Below are 19,626 nucleotides of genomic sequence, written 5' to 3' on the forward strand. Positions count from 1 at the left end.
GGATGGCGTGAACGGGCCGCGCACACCCCGCGCATCCCCGGCGAGAAGCCCCGTTGTCAGTGCCGGGCCCTAGCGTATGGCTGTCCTTATTCACGCTTGCTGGGCTGCTTGCGTAACTCGGACACGGCGGGGGCCGGGCCCAACAGCGCGGGTCCGGCCCCCGGCGGAAAGACCGTTTGACCGCCCGGGGCCACGGGGGGTCGTGCCCGGGTCAGGAGGTGATCCGCAGCTCCGGCGGATAGCCGGTCCAGCGCAGTGGCGCGGGCAGGTGCGCCATGTCGTTGGAGAAGAGCACCGAGGGCGGCCGGCCGGGCGGGGGACAGCGGATGACGGTCAGCGCCGCGTTGCACTGGTTGAGGCCGAGCCAGCGCCACTTCGGGGCGTCGAGCACGGCCCGGACCAGCCAGCCGATGAGGAAGTTGTGCGTCACGACCAGCTCATGGCGGTCCTCGGGCCCGTCCACCGGACCCGTGAAGCGCTCCTCGGCGGCACGGGCCAGCTGCGGGCCGCGGGCGCGTTCCTCGGGGGGAAAGCGGTGAACGAATTCGAGCAGGAAGTCGGCGGAATCGGCGGGCAGTTCGTCCCGCCGGGGCGTGTACGGCACATAGTCCCCGGCCGGTTCGCAGGCATGGGCCGGTACGCCGTCGAGTTGGTCGCCGATCAGCCGGGCGGTCTCGGCCGCGCGGGGCAGCGGGCCGTGGTGGATCGCCGACAGCGGAACGCCCCGGAGCCGCTCGCCGAGCAGCGTGGCCTGGCGGCGGCCGGTGGGCGTGAGCGCGCCTTCGTCCGGCGTGGCCTCGCCGTGGCGGGTCAGATAGAGATAGCGGGTGGCGTGGGGTGTGCCGGTCGGGTGGGTTGTGTGGGGCGTGTGGGGCGTGTGGGTCGCGGTCATGGTCCCTGTCCGTCGAGAGTCGCTGGAAGGGATGGCCGGTGAGGGCGGCAGGTTCCGGTGGTGTCCCGCCCGTTCCGGCGGTGTCCCGCCTGTCCCGGAGGCGCCGCGGTACGGCCCGCTATCGCCTGTCCGGGGATCTCCGGTCGCCCTCGGGCGGACGGGGCTCGTCCGGGGTCAGACGGAAGACCACGTCGGCCAGCTGGGCGCAGACGCGTTCGATCTGGCGGCGGGTGGCGTTGCGTTCGGTGATGACCGCGGACAGCAGTAGGGCCGTCAGCGCCGTCGAGCCGTTGAACGCCTGGAGGGTGACCATCCGGGCCGTGAGCGAGTGGTCGGAGAACGGACCGGTGCCCTCCGCCGTCGAGGCGATCGCGAGGACCGTGACGATGAGCGAGCACGGGGCGGCGCCCGCGAGCTGGAAGCGCAGGGCGGCCCAGATCAGGAACGGGAAGACCAGGAAGAGCAGGCTGACCTCCGTCCGCGTGGCCACCAGCGTGACGGCCGCCGTGCCCAGCAGCAGGGCCACCGCCTCCAGCAGGCGGTACGGGCCGACGCCGCGCGGGAGCCGGGCGCGGCGGAGCACCAGCAGTACGGGGGTGATCACCAGGACGCCCATCGCGTCGCCCGTCCACCACACCGACCAGGCGGTCCAGAAGTCACCCGCCGCGAGCGCGCCCGACAGCAGAAGCGCGGCGGTGCCCACCGTGGCGCTGATCAGCATGCCCGCCAGGGCGCCGAGGAAGACCAGGCCCAGCGCGTCCCACAGCCGGTCCACGGCGGTCCGGAAGCCCACGCGCCGCAGCAGCAGATACGAGCAGACCGGGGCCAGGGTGTTGCCCGCCGCGATCGCGAGGACCGCCGGGGGCGACGGGCCGATGGGGGCGTTGACCGCGACGGCGCCGAGGGCGATGCCCGGCCAGGCCATCGGGCCCAGCGTCAGCAGACAGGCCAGGGCGATTCCGGTCGGCGGCCACAGCGGGGTGACCTGACCGCGCACCAGCTCCTGGAGCAGTCCGATCCTGGCGCCCGCGTAGTAGAGGGCGGCGACGGCCGCGAGTCGCAGCGCGGTGGCACCGTGGTGCCGGAGGCCGCTGTTCCGCCGGATCCCCGTATCGCGCGCCACAGCCGCCATGAGACTACGGGCGCCCCGGACGGTGCGGCTGACACGCGGCCACCGGGGCCGGGCTCGCCCGTACGCAGCACAGAGGGCCCCTCACAGTTCCCGTACGACTCACCTGGACACAATTTCACGGCTTGGCTTAAGGCTCGTATTGACACTGGAATCCCATGGTCATACCGTCCTCAAAGCCGCGGTACAGACCAACCAACCAGCCGGTAACGAGGGACAGTTGGCACGCGCGGCGGCCGCCCTGTGACCGCACCGGGGCGCTCTTCCCCCCACCCCACGAGGAGAGGCTTCCGTGATGCGAAGTCCGGCACGATCCGCGAAACGCCCCAGGCCCCCAAGAGCCCCCAAGCCCCGAAGAACCGCGCTCCTGGCCGTCTTCTCCCTGCTCGCCGCCCTCTGCGGCGCCCTGGCGACGGCCCCCGGGGCGAGCGCCAAGGCCGCCGCGCTGCCGACGGGCTGGGCCACCGCCGTCAACAAGGGCAGCGGCAAGTGCGTGGACGCGCGCGGCGCCGCGACGGTGAACGGCACCGCCGTCCAGCAGTACGCGTGCAACAACTCCGCCGCCCAGCTGTGGAAGTTCGAGCCCACGGGTGACGGCTACGTCCGCGTCGACAACCGCAACGACGCCGCCCAGGCGTGGGACGTGACGGACGTGTCCACCGCCGACGGCGCCGCCGTCCAGCTGTGGACCTACGGCGGCGGCGACAACCAGCAGTGGCAGGCCGTGGACGAGGGCGGCGGGGCGTATCACTTCGTCAACCGGCACAGCGGCAAGTGCCTCGACGTGCCCAGCGCCTCCACTCAGGACGGGACGCAGCTCCAGCAGTACGCCTGCAACGGCACCGCGGCCCAGTCCTTCCAGGTGGCCGAGGTCCCCGGCAATCCGGGCGGCCCCGACCTCGGCCCGAACGTGGCCGTCTTCGACCCGACGATGCCCGCGTCGACCATTCAGAGCCGACTGAACTCCATCTTCCAGCAGCAGGAGCGGAACCAGTTCGGCTCCAACCGCTATGCGGTGCTCTTCAAGCCGGGCACCTACAGCGCCGACGTCAATGTGGGCTTCTACACGCAGGTGCTCGGCCTGGGGATGTCACCGGACGATGTGACCATCAACGGCGCGGTGCACGCCGAGGCCGACTGGTTCCAGGGGAACGCCACCCAGAACTTCTGGCGCGGCGCGGAGAACCTGTCCGTGACCCCCACCTCGGGCACCGACCGCTGGGCGGTCTCCCAGGCCGCGCCGTACCGCCGGATGCATGTCCGCGGTTCGCTCCAGCTCGATGACGGCGGCTGGTCCAGCGGTGGATTCATGGCGGACACGAAGATCGACGGCCAGGTGCGCTCCGGCTCGCAGCAGCAGTGGCTCTCCCGCAACACCCAGTGGGGAAGCTGGTCCGGATCCAACTGGAACATGGTGTTCGTGGGGGCCGTCAACGCGCCCTCGGGGAACTTCCCCAATCCGCCCTTCACGGTGGTGAACCAGACCCCGACGGTCCGGGAGAAGCCCTTCCTCTACGTGGACCAGGCGGGCGCGTACAGGGTCTTCGTGCCCGCGACGCGGTCGAACTCGCAGGGCACCACCTGGGCCGGTGGCGCTCCGGCGGGGTCGTCGCTGCCCCTCGACCAGTTCTTCATCGCCAAGCCCGGGGTCTCCGCGTCGGCCATCAACGCCGCGCTCGCCCAGGGCAAGCACCTGCTCTTCACCCCGGGCGTCTACCACCTCGGCGAGACGCTGAAGGTGACCCGGCCCGACACGGTCGTCCTCGGCCTCGGGCTCGCCACCCTCGTCCCCGACAACGGCGTGACCGCGATGTCGGTCGCCGACGTGGACGGGGTCAAGGTGGCGGGGCTGCTCTTCGACGCGGGTCCGGTGAACTCCGGGACGCTGATGGAGGTGGGCCCGAGCGGGGCCGTCGCGAAGCACGCGGCGAATCCGACGTCCCTGCACGATGTGTTCTTCCGGGTCGGCGGGGCCGGGGTCGGCAAGGCGTCCAAGAGCCTGGTGGTCAACAGCTCGAACGTGATCGGCGACCATCTGTGGATCTGGCGGGCCGACCACGGTGACGGCGTCGGCTGGAACACCAACACCGCCGCCAACGGCCTGATCGTCAATGGTGACGACGTCACCATGTACGGCCTGTTCGTCGAGCACTATCAGCAGTACCAGACGATCTGGAACGGCAACGGCGGCCGGACGTACTTCTACCAGAACGAAATGCCCTACGACCCGCCCAACCAGGGCGCCTGGATGAACGGGAACACCCAGGGCTACGCCGCCTACAAGGTGGGGCCGAACGTCACCAGCCATGAGGCATGGGGTCTTGGCAGCTACTGCTACTTCAACGTGAATCCCGGTGTTGTCGCGGCCCGCTCCTTCGAGGTCCCCGACACCCCGGGCGTCCGCTTCCACCACATGGTCACCGTCTCGCTCGGCGGCACCGGCACCATCAGCCATGTCATCAACAACACGGGCGGGCCGTCCAATTCCGCCAACAATGTGGCGAACCTCGTGAACTATCCGTAGCACCCTCCGCCACACGGACGACCCCGTGCCCGCGATACGGCCCCTTCCCGGGGCGTATCGCGGGCACGCATATGCGCATCGGGCTTGCCCACCCGAAGCGGGAGACGTCACCGTTGTCCCCCACGGGCACGCGCCGCGCGCCCGTATTCGACTGGGACCGGAGGCGCCATGGGACCGATCGTTCCACCCCTCGTTCCACCGTACGAAACCGTCGGCGACGGGCCGCACCATGTGATGGCGGTGCACGGCTGGTTCTCGGACCGGGCCGCGTACGCCGCGATGCTGCCGCACGTCGACCGTCGCGGGTTCACCTATGTGCTGCCCGATCTGCGCGGCTACGGCGAGGCGCGCGACATACCCGGCGCTTACACCACCGGCGAGGCCGGGGGCGATCTGCTCGCGCTCGCCGATCACCTCGGCTGGGAGCGGTTCTCGCTCATCGGCCACTCGATGGGCGCGGCCGTCGTCCAGCGCGTCCTGGCGGCCGCCCCGGACCGGGTCCGCCGGCTGGTCGGGGTCGCGCCGGTGCCGGCCAGCGGGGTGCCGATGGAGGGCGAGCAGTGGCAGCTGTTCGCGGGCGCCGCCGACCGCCCGGAGAACCGCCGGGAGATCATCGACCGCACCACCGGCGGCCGCCACCCGGCCGCCTGGCTGGATCTGATGGTGCGGCACTCGGTGGAGCACAGCGACCCCAAGGCACTGCGCGCATGGCTGGACTCCTGGGCGCTGGAGGACTTCCACGAGGACATCGCCGGTGCCCAGGTGCCGGTCCGGATCGTGGTCGGCGCCCACGACCCCGCGCTCACGGCGGAGGTGATGCGGCAGACCTGGCTGCGCTGGTACGTCAACGCCGAGCTGGTGGAGCTGGAGTACGCCGGGCACTACCCCGCCGACGAGACACCGCAGGAACTCGTACGGGCCGTGGAGGACTTCATCACGGCCGACGCGTAGCCGCCGGTGAGGAGCCGGAGGCGGGCCCGGACGGATCGCCGGAGGGCGAGGGGGAGGCCGGTGTGGAGGGTGAGGCGGAGGCACTGCTGGTGTGCTTCGCCTCGCTCTCCTGGTACTTCTTCTCGCTCTTCCGGTACTTGGGCAGCAGCTCGTTCAAGATCTTGTCGACATACTCCCGAGTCTCGAGGATCTTCGGGATGCCGCGCGCCCGGAGCACCGCGTTGGGCCCCGCGTTGTACGCCGCGAGCGCGAGCCGGGTCGCGCCGAGCCCGGTCTTGCCGCCCGGGACCACCTTGACCACGTCGTACAGATGGCACATGTAGCGGGCCTGTGAGGGGATGGCGTCGCGGGGCTCCCAGACATCGGCCTTGCCGTCGCCGTCGCCGTCCTGGCCCCACTCCTTCCAGGTGACCGGGGAGAACTGCGAAATGCCCTGGGCGTGCCCGGAGTCCGCGTCCCGGCGCCAGCCGCTCTCCGCGTCGATCTGGGCGGCCAGCAGCGGCACGCTCAGCGGGGAGCAGGTGCGGACCGCCGCCTCCACGACGGGGCGCCTGGCATCGGGGATCACCGGCAGCTCGGGCTCCGAGGGCTCGGTGAGATGCCGTACGACCAGGACCGCGGCGACGACCAGGGCGAGGCCGGCGAGGAACGCGGCGGCCATCCCGGCGGCGCGGGTCAGCATGCCGGAACCGGCACGATGGGGGTACGCATGCAGGGACCGTAGCGGCAATCGCGGGCCGATCCGTAATCGGTCGCCGACACGGCCCTACCGCGCCTGGTGGACGCCGGGCAGCGGCTGTCCCGCCGGACCCGCGGGGAGCGGACCCGTCTCACGCTCACCCGGGCGCTTCATCACATACGCCGCACCGGCGCCCGCCGCGAACAGCGCGAGCACCGAGACCGCCGTGCCGAGCCAGGTGGCGCCGAGCCACTGGCCGCCGACATAGCCGAGGGCCACGCTGTACGCCGCCCAGGCGAGCCCGGCCACCGCCGACCACGGCAGGAATTCCTTCACCCTCCGGTGGGCCGCGCCCGCGCTCAGGCTGACGACCGAGCGTCCCGCGGGCGCGAAGCGGGCTATCACCACGAGCGGGCCGCCGCCGCGCACCAGCGCGGTGCCCAGCTTCTCCTGGGCGGAGGTGAGTCGGCGGGAGCGGGCGATGGCGCGGTCGAGCCGGTCGCTGCCGCGCCAGGCCAGCCGGTAGGCCACCATGTCCCCGAGGACGGAGGCGGTCGCCGCGCACAGCACCAGCCCGAACATGGCGGGGAAGTCGGCCGCGCCGGCCTGGCGCACCACGCCGACGGCGTCAACGGTGGTGCCGGCGGCCGCGGTGGCGGCGGTGATGACCAGAACTCCGCTGGGCAGAACGGGCAGGAAGACATCGAGCAGTACGGATGCCCCGATCACCGCGTAGATCCATGGGGTGTTGGTCAGCGACCCCAAATGTTCCAACAACGTTCTACTCCCGATCCCGGTCCCCCCGCTGCGCATGTCGCCGGGAAGCGGCAGGCGTCAGCCTGTAACAGCCATACAGCGTACGCCTGTGACTGAAGAGGATAACGGTAAGGGGTGTGATGATGTTGTTCGAATCACGCCATGCGGGGCGTTCGACCCCGCATGGCGTGATGGGTGACGTGATGTCCAATGCGTGGAACCGGTGGCCGGACGGGGTGACGTCCGGCCACCGTTCCCTCAGACCCGGGACGGCTCGCGCCGCGCTTCCGGCGCCGTCTCGCTCGCGCGGGCCGAGCCGAATATCCGGTCCAGCGCCCAGGGCCCGGGGCCGGTGAAGACGATCAGCAGCAGGGCCCAGCAGAACATCGCGGCGGGCTCGCCGCCGTTCTGAATGGGCCACAGCTTCTCGGGCTGGTGCTCGTGGAAGTACGCGTAGGCCATCGAGCCGGAGGAGATGAAGGCCGCGCTGCGGCTGCCGACGCCGAGCATCACCAGCGCGCCGCCGACGAGCTGGATGACGGCCGCGTACCAGCCGGGCCAGGTGCCGGCCTCGACGGTCTTGCCGGTGCCCATCATGCCGCCGAACCAGCCGAGCAGCGACGAGGCGCCGTGGCAGAAGAACAGCAGCCCGACCACGATGCGGAAGAGGGAGAGGACATACGGCTTGGCGTTGTCGAGCGCCTCGCCGAGGGCGCGGGGGGTGGGGGAAGAAGACATGGGAGGGGAGCTCCTTGCTCCTGGGGACGGGGAAACAGCGGAACGCCAGGTTAGGTTCCCCTCATCTTTTGTTGCAAGTTCAAGTTCCTGCCAATCCGGGTGCCCCGGAAGCCCTTTCCCTTACGGCCCGAACCCGCTCCTCAGAGCCCCACGGCGCACATCGGGGCACCTTCCTGACGCGGTTCCGGCGCGGCCGTCACGCGCAGCACCGCTCGTGCTATCGCGTCCGTGTCGCAGAGGGTGACGGAGTTCACGCCCGGCCGCGCGCCCGCGGCCGTCACCCAGTGGACCCCCTCGGTCGGCACCCCGAGGGCGAACCGCCGTGGATGCGGGCGGCCCTGGGCGTCCACCAGCCGGTAGGGGGTGGTGGTGACATCGATGCCGCCGGTCTCGTAGTCCTCCACCCGGTGCGGTCGGCACTGCCCGGTCTCCAGCAGATGGATCAGCAACTCATCGGCGGTCCGGCGCACATCCGGCTCCGGCAGCCGGGCCTCGATCAGGGTCGTGGCCGCCACCGGCGGGCCCGGCACCTCGGCCGACCGGGCGGCGAAACCGGCCTTCTCGGCCCCTTGGTCTGGACTTTCCAAGGTCACTTCAAGCCGCGGGCCGAGGACGTCCAGGACCCCCGCCTCGATCAGCGCGGCCATCTCCTCGATCCGGCGGCGCGGTGGGCCGATCGAGAGGAAGGCGTTGAGCGGGGTGTACCAGCGGTCCAGATGGGCGCGGCGGGACGCCCCCGTCAGCCCGCCGTGGTCGACGATCAGACGCACCTCGTTGCGGAGGTCGCGCAGCACGTCGAGTGCGGCCTTGACCGGGCCCTCGACATTGCCCAGCCGCGCGTGCGCCGCGTCCTGGTGGGCGTAGGCCAGCAGCCACCGCCGGAAGTCGTCACGCCCCGTGAACCGGCGTCCGCGGTGCGGCTCGGCCACCGCTTCCCAGGACCAGCGCCGCGCCTCCGGAATGCCGTACTCCGCGAGCACGGCGGCCTCTTCGGGGCTGCCGTGCTCGGTGGCCAAAAAGTGACGCCTGAAGCGTGCTGGGGTGAACGGGGCGGGGGGTCCGGAGCCGGGCGCAGGGGTCTCCGGGGCTTCCGGAGCGGCCGGGGCGTGGGTGTCGGGGGCGCGGAGGGCCAGCAGCGTCTCGTAGTAGACCGTCTCGGCCTCCTTGGCCACAAGTGGCCATATCTCGGTGAGGAAGTCCGGCGGATCGCCGGCGTCCGCGCGCTCGCGGAAGTGGCCGAGCACATCGGGGGTCAGCAGCAGCGGGGTGTGGCGGCCGCACGGCCCCTTCGCGTTGTCGCCCCGCGCGTGGTAGGGGATGCCGCGCCGCGACCCCGCGTACAGCCGTGGCTCGAGCCCCGAGGGCCGGTAGTCCAGACCGCCGCGCGCGTTCGGGACGAACGTGCCGCCCCGGCCCGCCGTCAGCAGCGCCATGTGGTCGAAGAAGTTGAGGCCGAGGCCGCGCAGCAGCACCGACTCGCCCGGCGCGATGAGCGACAAGTCGACATCGGCGGGGTTGGCAGGCGGGTAGTAGCGCAGCCCGTGCCGCTCCGCGTGGGCCGCGTACCGCCGCTCCGTGGCGTCGGTGGCCGTCGGCAAATGGCCCTGCGCCAGGACGACCGCGCGCAGCTCCTCCAGCCGGCTCCCGTCATCCAGCGTCAGCGCCTGCGTGCCGTCGGCCCGTTCCTCCAGCCGTACGGCGCGGGCCCGGTGTGTCCGGACGGTCACGGTGTCCGGCGCGCCCCGCACCACCTCGCCGAACACCCACTCCAGATAGCGGCCGTAGAGCGCGCGGCTGGGGTAGTCGTCCGGGCCGAGGCCGGGCGCCAGTCCGCGCGCGCTGACCCATTCGTACAGGCTCGGCCCGGTCCGCACCGGTCCGCCGCATTCGACGCTCGCGTCGGTGAACAGGGTGACCTGCGAGGCCACGGTGTTCATCAGCAACTCGTCCGGCTGGGCGGTGCGCCAGACCCGTCCCGCGCCGGGCGGGGAGGGGTCCACCATGTGCACGGTCAGCGGGGTTCCGGGCGCCAGCTCCGGGGCCGAGGCGCACAGGCGCTCCAGCACGCTGGTGCCGCGCGGCCCGGCGCCGACGACGGCTATCGCGTGGGGGTCTCCGGCCAAGGCAGTGTCTCCCGGGGCAGATGTGACGCAGGGGGCGCGCCCATCATGCCGCCCGCGCCACACGAATCTCCCCGGTCTCCGGCACGTACCGGTCCGTTGTGGCCTGTATCACGGACGTACGGCGCCAACACGTGACGTACGGCGTCATCGTGTGGCGTACGGCGCCATCATGTGGCGTACGGCGCCATCACGTGCGGTACGGCGCGGAACGGTGCCCAAGGGACGGCGCTCACGGGGGCGGATCTTTCCTCTCCCCGCCCCTTCCCGCTACCAGGGGCTTCGCCCCTGGACCCCGGGGTCTGGGGCGGAGCCCCGTCTTCCAGCCCCTCCGGCGTTTGAGGAGCGGGGGCTGGGGCGGAGCCCCAGTTTCGGGAAGGGGCGGGGAGGGGGAAGCACCGCTATGCGGCTCCGCCTTCGTGGCCCTGCCGCAAGGCGTCACGATCCGTCGGGCACCCGTTAGCCCGTCCAGTCCGTCTCCAGCGCCGTCACCAGCCGGGCGCCGCCGCCCGCGGGGTCCGACTGCGCCTGGTCCAGCCGCAGATGCGCGCTACGGCCCCGGAGGGTCAGCGTCATCAGCTGGTTGCCGAACCAGGGCCCACCCGTCTTGTGCCAGCTCAAGCGGGGGTGCGGCACCCGCCCATGGCGCCGGAACGCCCGGCCCAGGGCGCGGCCCGCCGCGCTCCAGCCGAAGCGGAAGCCGAGCCGTATCGAGGCGTAGATGCTGTTGTGGACCGGGGAGCAGGTCAACTGGCGCACCTGGCTGCGGGGTGGCCGGGACGGCCACCGCGACCAGTCCGGGGTGGCCACATAGGCGTGGTGCACATCGCCGGAGAGCACGCTGATCGTGGCGGGCGCCCCCGGCGCGCCGCCCACCGCGGCGATGGTGTCGGTGAGCGCGTCGAAGGACTCGGGGAACGCGGCCCAGTGCTCCAGGTCGCCGCGCTGCCGCAGGTCCTCGGCGATCCGCGCCCAGCGCCCACCGCGTCTGCCGCCGCACACCGAGGCGTTCCACGCCTCCACGTCATGCACGAAGTGCGGCAGCAGCCAGGGCAGCGAGGTGCCGAGCAGCAGATGGTCGTAAGCGCCGGAGGTCCCGGGCTCCTCCGGGTCGGCGGGGAAGCCGGGGGCGCCGCCCACCCCGTCCATGGCCTGCTCACGCACCCAGGCGAACTCCTTGTCGGTCAGCATCGCCCGCCGGCCTTCCTCGAGCACCCGCGCCGCGCGGGTGTCGACCATCAGCAGCCGGGTGCGGCCGAAGTCGCGGCGGTAGCTCCAGCGGGTGTACCCCGGATCGGCGTCGGCGCGGGCGGCGAACTCCCGCAGCGCCTCGGTGCCGTCCTCCGCCGCGCGCACCTCCGCGTAGAGCGGGTCGGCGGCCAGTTCGGCGGGGGAGAGGTTGCCCAGGTGCTGATGGACCCAGTAGGACATCAGCCCGCTCAGTATCCGCTCCCGCCACCACGGGGTGGCGCGCATCCGGCGCTGCCATGCCTCGCTGGTGTTCCAGTCGTCGATGACATCGTGGTCGTCGAAGATCATGCAGCTGGGGACGGTGGAGAGCAGCCACCGCACCTCGGGGTCCAGCCAGGACTCGTAGTAGAGCCGGGTGTACTCCTCGTAGTCCGCCACCTGCTCACCCGGCGGCTCGCTCAGATCGCGGCGCCCGGCCAGCCAGCGCCGGGTCTCGGCGGAGGTCTCGTCCGCGTACACCTGGTCGCCCAGCAGCACCAGCACATCGGGGCGCGGGGCCTCCGGGGCGCGGGCGAGCGCCTGCGCGAGGGTGTCGAGCGCGTCGGGCCCTACGGGATCGTGCGAGGCGTCGGAGGGCGGCGCGGCCCACCGGCAGGAGCCGAAGGCCACGCGCACGGGCGCGTCCGTCCCCGGGGCGGGGGTGCGGATGGTGCTGTCGGGGAAGGGAGAGTCGGGCAGCGGCCAGACCTGCTCACCGTCGAGCAGCACCCGGTAGGCGGTCTCGGCGCCCGGGCGCAGCCCGGTGACCGGGATCAGGGCGTAGTGGTGGCCGGCGATCTGCCAGGTGGGGGCGGTGCCGCCCGCACCGTCGGCGCACCGCACCTCGGCCTCACAGGGCCGGTCGGCCTCGACCCAGACGGTCGCGCCGGTACCGGTCTCCCAGTCGACATGGCGCAGCAGTGGTCCCAGGCGCAGCCCGGCCATCCGGACCTCCTCCGTCGTTCTTCGATGTGCTCGTCATGCGTACGGTACGGAACGACGGAGGAGGTGCGGCGGTTCCTCCGGCGGTGCGCCGGATGGAGCGGTGTCTCAGGGTGTCTCAGCGCGGTGTCTCGGCGCGGTGTCTCAGCAGCCGTTGAGGATGCCGCTGAGCGCGGACTTCTCGGCCGAGTCGAGGGTGAGCTTGTAGGTGTACTTCACCGAGACCCACATGCGGGCGTACATGCAGTGGTAGGCGCTCCGGGGCGGCAGCCACTCGGCGGGGTCCTGGTCGCCCTTGGACTGGTTGACGTTGTCCGTCACGGCGATGAGCTGGGAGTGGGTCAGGTCGTTGGCGAACGCCTGGCGCTGGGCGGTGGTCCAGCTGTTGGCGCCGGACTTCCACGCCTCGGAGAGCGGCACGACGTGGTCGATGTCCACGTCGCCGGAGGCGGACCAGGTCTCGCCGTCGTACTCGGAGTACCAGGTGCCGCTGGTGGCGGCGCAGCTGGAGTCGGTCTGGACGTTCTTGCCGTCGCGCTTGAGGACTTCCTCGCGGGTGTTGCAGGCGCCGCTCTGGGTGATCCAGTGCGGGAACTTGTCGCGGCTGTAACCGTCGGACGAGCCCTCGGCCTTGACGGTCAGCGAGGCCAGCTGGGTGCGGGCGGTGGCGGCGCTGGGCGGGGTGGGCGGGGAAGCCTCGGCGGCGGGCCCGCTCAACACGAGCGTGCCCAGCAGGGCGACGAACCCGCCGAAGACGGATGCGCGACGCGCGTAGACGCGACGACGAGAGGACGTGTCCGACATGCGAACTCCCTTGAGGTGGGGGGTTGTTGGCCCCTGATGCCCGGCCATGGTCGCGGCGCCGGGTTGCTGTGGGGTGGGCGCCAGGTAACAGAGTGACGACGCGGTCATGTCAACGCAAGGGGTTCCGGGCGGCAGTTGATACCACGTATCCGCCCCGGCGCGGCCGTGGTGCGTTCGCGATACGGCCGCGTATCGCGCGCGCCCGTGCCCGGGGCGTTGGCGTTGCCGCCGGTCAGCGCCGCGCCCGGGGCGGCGCCCACGGCTCCGCCGCTTCGACGCGCACACAAGCCGCCCGTGAGCCGGGCGCACGAGCGGCGACGGCGCTCCGGGCGGCCTGCGGGTCGTTCCCCACCCCGCCCCTTCCCGAAACCGGGGCTCCGCCCCGGGCCCTGGTGGGGCTCCGCCCCGGGCCCTGGTGGGGCCCCGCCCCCAGCCCCCGACGGGGCTCCGCCCTCGGGCCCCGGGTGGGGTTGCGCCCCCGGATCACGGTGGGGCTGCGCCCTCGGGCCCTGGTGGGGTTGCGCCCTCGGGCCCTGGTGGGGTTGCGCCCTCGGGCCCTGGTGGGGTTGCGCCCTCGGGCCCTGGTGGGGTTGCGCCCTCGGGCCCTGGTGGGGTTGCGCCCTCGGGCCCTGGTGGGGCTGCGCCCTCGGGCCCTGGTGGGGCTGCGCCCTCGGGCCCTGGTGGGGCTGCGCCCTCGGGCCCTGGTGGGGCTGCGCCCTCGGGCCCTGGTGGGGCTGCGCCCCGGACCCCGTCGGGGGCTGCGTCCCCAGCCCTCGACGGGGCTGCGTCCCCGCTCCCACCGAGGCTGCGCCCCCAGCCCCCGACGGGGTTGCGCCCCCCAGACCTCCGAAACGGGGCTCCGCCCCAGACCCCGGGGGCCGGGGCGGAGCCCCGGCGGGGGCTGGGGCGGAGCCCCAGATTCGGGAAGGGGCGGGGAGGGGAAAGCCTCGAATGCGGCCCGCAGCGTGGTCCGCCGGGCACCCCGGGGCGCGCTGCCGCCGGGGCTCGATGGGGCTCGGCCGGACTCCGGGCTTGTGGGGCTGGTCACACATCCCGGCGCCGCCCATCGACATGTCGACGGGCGGCGCCTTACCCATGGGGCAGGCGCGGTGCGGCTGTTCGGGCCGAGGGCGGCGAGGGCGGCGGGGCGGTGGCGGTCGGGACGGAGGCCCGGCGGCCGGGTGCGGTGGCGGTCGGGGCGGAGGCCCGGCGGCCGGGTGCGGTGGGGGTTCCCGTATCCTTGGCGGAAGCAGAAGGGGAGTAGCTCCTCGCCGGACCGTCGACATACTGCCCGCCCCTCGAGGTGCGGGCCGGCGCCCGGAGCGTACGGATCACCCGTGTGCCGCGGGGGCCGTGCGCCAGCGAGACCTTCGGCCGCAGTGTCCGACGCTGCCGTGCCGAAGCGATCCCTCCCCGGGGCCCTTGGCGCGGCCCGATCTACGAGGTATCCATTCCGTGTTCAGCATCACCGTCGCCGCCGTGGTCTTCGGCGTCGTCTTCCTCGCCGAGCTGCCCGACAAGACCGCCCTGGCCGGGCTGATGCTCGGCACCCGCTACCGCGCGTCGTACGTCTTCGTCGGCGTGGCCGCCGCCTTCGCCCTCCACGTGGGGCTCGCGATCGCGGCGGGCAGCGTGCTCACCCTCCTGCCGCACCGCCTGCTCCAGGCGATTGTCGGGGTGCTCTTCCTCGGGGGAGCGGCGATGCTGCTCTTCAAGAAGGACGACGACGAGGAAGAGATCCGCAAGCCCGCCGACCAGAGCTTCTGGAAGGTCTCCGGGGCGGGCTTCACGCTGATCCTGATCGCCGAGTTCGGCGATCTGACCCAGATCATGACCGCGAACCTCGCCGCCCGCTACGACGACCCGCTGTCGGTGGGCGTCGGCGCACTGCTGGCCCTGTGGGCCGTCGCGGGTCTGGGCATCGTGGGCGGCCGCACCCTGATGCGGTACGTACCGCTGCGGCTGATCACCAGGATCGCGGCCCTGGTGATGCTGGCGCTGGCGGGGTTCAGCCTGTACGAGGCCATCGCGGCCTGACCGGCGGGGTGAGCCGGGCCCGGGTGCCCGGACGGGTGGGCACCCGGCCGGGTGCCCACCCGGCGGCGTCCGGGTGCTCAGTCCGAGATCCGGGTGCTCAGTCCGAGAAGTGCAGCCGCATCGTGCCGTCGGGCAGGGCCTCGATCCGCACCTGCTCCAGGTCCCGCACATGCGCGTCCGGGGCGTGGGCCCCGGCGCGCGGGCCGATGCCGACCACGCGCATCCCGGCCGCCCGGCCCGCCGCGATGCCGGCCTCCGAGTCCTCGAAGACGACGCAGTCGGCCGGGGCGAAGCCCAGCTCGGCCGCGCCCTTCAGGAAGCCCTCCGGGTCCGGCTTGCTCGCGCCGACGCGCTCCGCGGTGACCCGTACCTCCGGCATCGGCAGCCCGGCGGCGCCCATGCGGGCGCGGGCGAGGGCCTCGTCGGCGGAGGTCACAAGGGCGTGCGGGAGCGCGGCCAGCGCGGCCATGAAGGCGGGCGCGCCGGGTATCGGCACGACGCCGTCGAGATCGGTGGTCTCGCGTTCCAGCATCCAGCGGTTGTCCGCCAGATTCCGCTCCACCGGGCGGTCCGGGAGCAGTACGGCCATGGTCGCGTGCGCCTGCCGGCCGTGGACGACCGTGAGGACCTGCTCGGGGTCGAGCCCCTGCTCGGCGGCCCAGATCCGCCAGTAGCGCTCGACCACGGCGTCCGAGTTCACCAGGGTGCCGTCCATGTCGAGGAGGAGTGCGCGGGCGGTGAGGGACATCGGGACTCCTGGTCGCGAGCGCGGAGTGCGGACCGCGGATGGACGCAACGGAATAGGGAAACAAGCGGCTCCGCCCGCCGGTCAGGGAAAACGGGCGGAACCACTTTGTTCCTTCACGATACAAAGCGGGGCCGCTCTGCGCCAGGGGGGTGGGCCCCCTATGGCTCGTCGGTTCTCGATTCGAGGTCGCGGCGGGTGTTCTCGCCGTAGACGCCGTCCGGGTCGCCCGTGATGTCGTGCTGGTCCTGGTAGCTGGAGACGATCCTCCGCAGCCCCTCGTCGTACTTCCCGTCCGCCACACCGATGTACTGCAACAGCTGAGTCAGCCGCTTCTGGAGCTCGACCACCTCGGGCCCGCTGTCGCCCTCGCGCAGCACCGGCGGGCCGGACGGCTCGGCGGTGTCGGAGGGGGCGGAGGTCGGCGCGTCGGACGCGCTCGGCCCGGGCTTCGTCGGCGAGCCGGTCGCGGAGGCCGACTCCGAGGGACGGGCCGAACCCGAGGGGCCGCCCTCGCCCTTCGGGGTCGCGCTTGCCCGCGCCGAACCGGACGCGGAGGGGTGGGGCGTCGCGCTCGACGAGGGGGAGCCGGACGACGCGCCGGGCCCTTCGGCCGGCAGCTCCTCCTCGGCCGGGGGGCTGACGGTGCTGTCGGCGAGCGTGCGGTCGCTCGTGCCGCCGCCGCTGCCGCTGCCGTCCTCCTTGTGGTCACCGAGCAGGCCGGTGCCGATCGCCAGCGAACTGGCCACCGCCACGGCCGCCGCGCCCGCGAGGACGGCCGCCACGACCTTGCGCTTGCTCTTGCGGTGACGGCCGGGGCCGGGGGTGTCGGCGTCGGCGTCGATCGCGCCCCCCTCGTCCCCCTCGTCCCCGCCGGGTCTCTCCTCGACGCGGTCGATCACCCGCGTCTCCTCACCGTCCCCCTTCCCGAGCACGCCGGGAAACCCGGGGGTCCCGGCGTTTTCGGCGTTCCCGGTGTTCTCCCCCTTCACCGCCGTCTCCGCCTCCGCCGCCTTCTCCGCCTCCTCGAAGAGCCGCAGATCGCGCGGATCGGGGCCGGCCGGACGCTCCTCCGGGAGCGTCACCTGGGGGTTCGGCCGGGTCTGGTCATCGGTCGCACCTGCCGTCGCGATGGACGCGGCGGCGCGTTCGGCGCACGTACAGCCGGGGCGGCCATTGGCGCGCGCCGGTGCGAAGCAGTGCGGGCAGGACTCTGCCGTCACGGAACGTTCCCTCCCTGGAGTTCGCAGCGATTATGCGCATCCGAACGCCCTCCGCGCAGGTGTTCGCCCGCCGTGCGGACCGGTCCGGCGGGCCGTAACAGGGCATAAAGGTGAGGATGGGATGAGGATGAGGAGGGGACGGAGGGGAGCGAGGAGGAGTCGCCATGGCGCGGGACGCCGGCAGCCCGGCTCCGGCCCCAGGAGGCCCGGGAGACCCCGGCGCCGTGGCCCCCGGCCCCGGAGAGGGCCGCCCGCGGCGCACGGTCCTGGTGGCCATCGGCGCGCTGCTGCTCGGCATGCTGCTCGCCGCGCTCGATCAGACGATCGTCTCCACCGCCCTGCCCACGATCGTCAGCGACCTCGGCGGCCTGGAGCATCTGTCCTGGGTCGTCACCGCGTATCTCCTCGCCTCGACCGCGGCCACCCCGCTGTGGGGCAAGCTCGGCGACCAGTACGGCCGCAAGAGGCTCTTCCAGACCGCGATCGTCATCTTCCTGATCGGCTCCGCGCTGTGCGGACTCGCCGGGAACATGGCCGAACTCATCGCCTTCCGCGCGCTTCAGGGGCTGGGCGGCGGCGGCCTCATGGTGCTGTCCATGGCCATCGTCGGCGATATCGTCCCGCCCCGCGACCGCGGCCGCTACCAGGGCCTCTTCGGCGCCGTCTTCAGCGCCGCCAGCGTGCTGGGGCCGCTGCTCGGCGGGGTGTTCGTGGACCGCCTCAGCTGGCGCTGGGTGTTCTACGTCAACCTGCCCCTCGGCGTCGTCGCCCTCCTCGTCGTCGCCTCCGTCCTGCACATCCCGGTGCGCCGCACCTCGCACGCCATCGACTACCTCGGCACCTTCCTGATCGCCGTGGTGGCCGCCGCCCTGGTGCTGATGACCTCCCTCGGCGGGGTCACCTACGGCTGGGGCTCCTGGCAGATCGTCGGGCTCGCGGTGGCCGGCATGGTGCTGCTGGCGGCCTTCGTACGGGTGGAGACCCGCGCGGCCGAACCGGTGCTGCCGCTCGCCCTCTTCCGCAGCCGCACCTTCACCCTCTGCGCGGTCATCGGCTTCATCGTCGGCTTCGCGATGTTCGGCAGCATGACGTATCTGCCGACCTTCCTCCAGATCGTGCAGGGCGTCTCGCCGACCACGTCCGGCCTCCATCTGCTGCCGCTGGTCCTCGGCACGCTGGTCTCCTCCACCGTCTCCGGCCATCTGGTCAGCCGCACCGGCCGCTACAAGGTCTTCCCCGTCCTGGGCACCGCGGTCACCGCCGTCGGGCTGCTGCTGATGCACCAGCTGCGGGAGTCCAGCGGGGTGGCCGAGATGAGCGCGTACTTCTTCGTCTTCGGTTGCGGTCTCGGCCTGGTCATCCAGGTGCTGGTGCTGATCGTGCAGAACTCCGTCCGCTACCGGGACCTGGGCGTCGCCACCTCCGGTGCGACCTTCTTCCGCTCGATCGGCGCCTCGTTCGGCGTCTCCGTCTTCGGCACGATCTTCGCCAACAGCCTCGGCCCGCACATCGCCGACGCCCTCGCCGGACGGCGCCTGCCACCCGGTGTCACCCCCGGCGCCCTCACCTCCGACCCCCGCACCCTCGGCCGGCTGCCGCCCGCGGACCAGGCCGCCGTCCGGCACGCGTTCTCCGTCTCCATCACCGACGTCTTCCTCTACGCGGTGCCGGTCGTGCTGCTCGCCTTCTTCCTCGCCTGGTACCTCCGCGAGGAGCCGCTGCGCGCCAGCGTCACCGCGCCCGATGGCAGCGAGATACTGGCCAGCAACCCCGTGCAGCGCACCTCGCGCGACGAATGCGCCCGCGCGCTGTCCCTGCTGGGCAGCCGGGAGGGCCGTCGGCAGGTCTACGTGGACATCACCCGGCGCGCCGGTCTCGACCTCGGACCCGCCGCGAGCTGGATGCTGCTGCGCATCCAGCACTACGGCTCGGTCGAGCCCGCCCTGCTCGCCGAGCGCACGCCCGTACCGCTGCGGGCCATCACCGAGGCGGTCCGCCAGATCGAGGCGCGGGGCCTGGGCCGCCGCTACGGGCCGGAGCTGTTCTTCACGGACGACGGCCGCCGGATCGCGACCCGGCTCTACCGGGCCCGCGAGGCGTCCCTCGCGGGACTCCTGGGCGACTGGTGGTCCCCCGACCGTCCGACCGATCTGACCGAGCTGGTGGACGAGTTGACGCGCGAGCTGTGCGGCTCGGACGCGGAACAGCCGAGGGAGGGCACACCCCTCCCGGACCACCGCAGACCGCCGCCGCCGCGCGGCCCCTGACCTGAGCCCGGCACTCGGATCAGCCCAGCTCCTTGGCCATCCAGACCTCGGCGTACGGCCCGTCCGTGAAGGCCGGAACCTCCCGGTAGCCGTGGCGCGCGTAGAGCCCACGGGCCTCGACCAGATCGAGGCGGGTGTCGAGCACGATCCGCCCGGCGCCCAGTTCGCCCGCCGCCGCCTCGACGGCCGCGAGCAGTGCGCCGCCCCCGCCCAGGCCCCGCTTGGCGGGCCGTACGTACACCCGCTTCAGCTCCGCCGTGCGCGCGTCCATCAGCCGCAGCCCCGCGCATCCGGCGGGTTCGCCCTCGTGGTGCGCCAGCAGGAACACCCCGTGCGGCGGGGCGAGATCGTCGCTGGGCATCTCGGCGAGGGCCTGCTCGATCTCCTCGGGGGTCGAGTCCCGCTCCTCGTGGAGCCGGTAGTAGCGGTCGGCGACATCGACGAGGTACTCGCGCAGCAGCGTGACCGAGACGGGGTCGCCGACGGGCCGCGCGGCGACGGTCCACGGGGCGACGGTCCACGCGGGGGAGGCGTCGGCGCGCGAACCGGCTTGGACAGGGGGCGTACTCGTCATGGTCCGCATCCTGGC

The 19,626-nt window shown here is 72.8% G+C and carries 15 protein-coding genes; 4 read left to right on the plus strand and 11 right to left on the minus strand.

The genetic code is table 11. The features are described 5' to 3' along the window. Positions 1–211: 211 nt before the first annotated feature. Positions 212–892, minus strand: coding sequence for a histidine phosphatase family protein (locus tag KHP12_RS34950; RefSeq protein WP_086885832.1), 681 nt, complete (start codon positions 890–892; stop codon positions 212–214). A gap of 118 nt (positions 893–1,010) precedes the next feature. Then, positions 1,011–2,024 (minus strand): MASE1 domain-containing protein, encoded by a 1,014-nt coding sequence (locus KHP12_RS34955; RefSeq protein WP_086885833.1) that lies wholly within the window; start codon positions 2,022–2,024, stop codon positions 1,011–1,013. Positions 2,025–2,316: 292 nt separating this feature from the next. Between KHP12_RS34955 and KHP12_RS34960 the strand changes: the two genes are divergently transcribed. Both KHP12_RS34960 and KHP12_RS34965 read left to right on the plus strand, forming a co-directional pair. Further along, positions 2,317–4,545, plus strand: coding sequence for a pectate lyase-like domain-containing protein (locus tag KHP12_RS34960; RefSeq protein WP_246648779.1), 2,229 nt, complete (start codon positions 2,317–2,319; stop codon positions 4,543–4,545). A 168-nt stretch (positions 4,546–4,713) separates the two neighbouring features. After that, the gene (locus KHP12_RS34965; protein ID WP_086885834.1) at positions 4,714–5,496 is read left to right on the plus strand and encodes an alpha/beta fold hydrolase; all 783 of its coding nucleotides are present in this window, start codon (positions 4,714–4,716) and stop codon (positions 5,494–5,496) included. On the opposite strand, the gene KHP12_RS34970 is transcribed toward KHP12_RS34965, so the two are convergent. The 6 genes from KHP12_RS34970 to KHP12_RS34995 all read right to left on the minus strand — a co-directional run bounded on the left by KHP12_RS34970 (position 5,480) and on the right by KHP12_RS34995 (position 12,765). Then, the gene (locus KHP12_RS34970; RefSeq protein WP_086885835.1) at positions 5,480–6,178 is read right to left on the minus strand and encodes a lytic transglycosylase domain-containing protein; all 699 of its coding nucleotides are present in this window, start codon (positions 6,176–6,178) and stop codon (positions 5,480–5,482) included. The genes KHP12_RS34965 and KHP12_RS34970 overlap by 17 nt on opposite strands. Before the next feature lie 84 nt (positions 6,179–6,262). Continuing rightward, a complete protein-coding gene (locus KHP12_RS34975; protein WP_086885836.1) occupies positions 6,263–6,952 on the minus strand; it encodes a DedA family protein in 690 nt (229 codons plus the stop codon). A 237-nt stretch (positions 6,953–7,189) separates the two neighbouring features. Then, the gene (locus KHP12_RS34980; RefSeq protein WP_086885837.1) at positions 7,190–7,669 is read right to left on the minus strand and encodes a DoxX family protein; all 480 of its coding nucleotides are present in this window, start codon (positions 7,667–7,669) and stop codon (positions 7,190–7,192) included. Positions 7,670–7,809: 140 nt separating this feature from the next. Continuing rightward, positions 7,810–9,792, minus strand: a complete 1,983-nt coding sequence (locus KHP12_RS34985; protein ID WP_211834064.1) for an FAD/NAD(P)-binding protein — start codon at positions 9,790–9,792, stop codon at positions 7,810–7,812. A 456-nt stretch (positions 9,793–10,248) separates the two neighbouring features. Continuing rightward, a complete protein-coding gene (locus KHP12_RS34990; protein ID WP_211834065.1) occupies positions 10,249–11,964 on the minus strand; it encodes an alkaline phosphatase D family protein in 1,716 nt (571 codons plus the stop codon). A gap of 141 nt (positions 11,965–12,105) precedes the next feature. Continuing rightward, positions 12,106–12,765, minus strand: a complete 660-nt coding sequence (locus KHP12_RS34995) for an HNH endonuclease family protein (RefSeq protein ID WP_164430563.1) — start codon at positions 12,763–12,765, stop codon at positions 12,106–12,108. Positions 12,766–14,220: 1,455 nt separating this feature from the next. On the opposite strand from KHP12_RS34995, the gene KHP12_RS35000 reads away from it, so the two are divergent. Next, positions 14,221–14,802 carry a TMEM165/GDT1 family protein gene (locus tag KHP12_RS35000; RefSeq protein ID WP_037947190.1) on the plus strand — a complete coding sequence of 194 codons (582 nt, stop codon included), beginning with the start codon at positions 14,221–14,223 and terminating at the stop codon, positions 14,800–14,802. Positions 14,803–14,899: 97 nt separating this feature from the next. Here the strand turns inward: KHP12_RS35000 and KHP12_RS35005 are convergent, their stop codons facing one another. Continuing rightward, positions 14,900–15,550 (minus strand): HAD-IA family hydrolase, encoded by a 651-nt coding sequence (locus KHP12_RS35005; RefSeq protein WP_086884394.1) that lies wholly within the window; start codon positions 15,548–15,550, stop codon positions 14,900–14,902. Positions 15,551–15,708: 158 nt separating this feature from the next. Then, a complete protein-coding gene (locus KHP12_RS52985; RefSeq protein WP_107471857.1) occupies positions 15,709–16,770 on the minus strand; it encodes a peptidoglycan-binding domain-containing protein in 1,062 nt (353 codons plus the stop codon). Between the two features lie 164 nt (positions 16,771–16,934). Here KHP12_RS52985 and KHP12_RS35015 point away from each other — a divergent pair, with 164 nt between their 5' ends. Further along, the gene (locus tag KHP12_RS35015) at positions 16,935–19,037 is read left to right on the plus strand and encodes an MDR family MFS transporter (protein WP_211834066.1); all 2,103 of its coding nucleotides are present in this window, start codon (positions 16,935–16,937) and stop codon (positions 19,035–19,037) included. Positions 19,038–19,056: 19 nt separating this feature from the next. Here the strand turns inward: KHP12_RS35015 and KHP12_RS35020 are convergent, their stop codons facing one another. Next, positions 19,057–19,611 carry a GNAT family N-acetyltransferase gene (locus KHP12_RS35020; protein WP_086884391.1) on the minus strand — a complete coding sequence of 185 codons (555 nt, stop codon included), beginning with the start codon at positions 19,609–19,611 and terminating at the stop codon, positions 19,057–19,059. Positions 19,612–19,626 lie beyond the last annotated feature (15 nt).

Source organism: Streptomyces asiaticus (assembly GCF_018138715.1).
In the GTDB taxonomy this organism is placed as follows: Bacteria; Actinomycetota; Actinomycetes; order Streptomycetales; family Streptomycetaceae; genus Streptomyces; species Streptomyces asiaticus.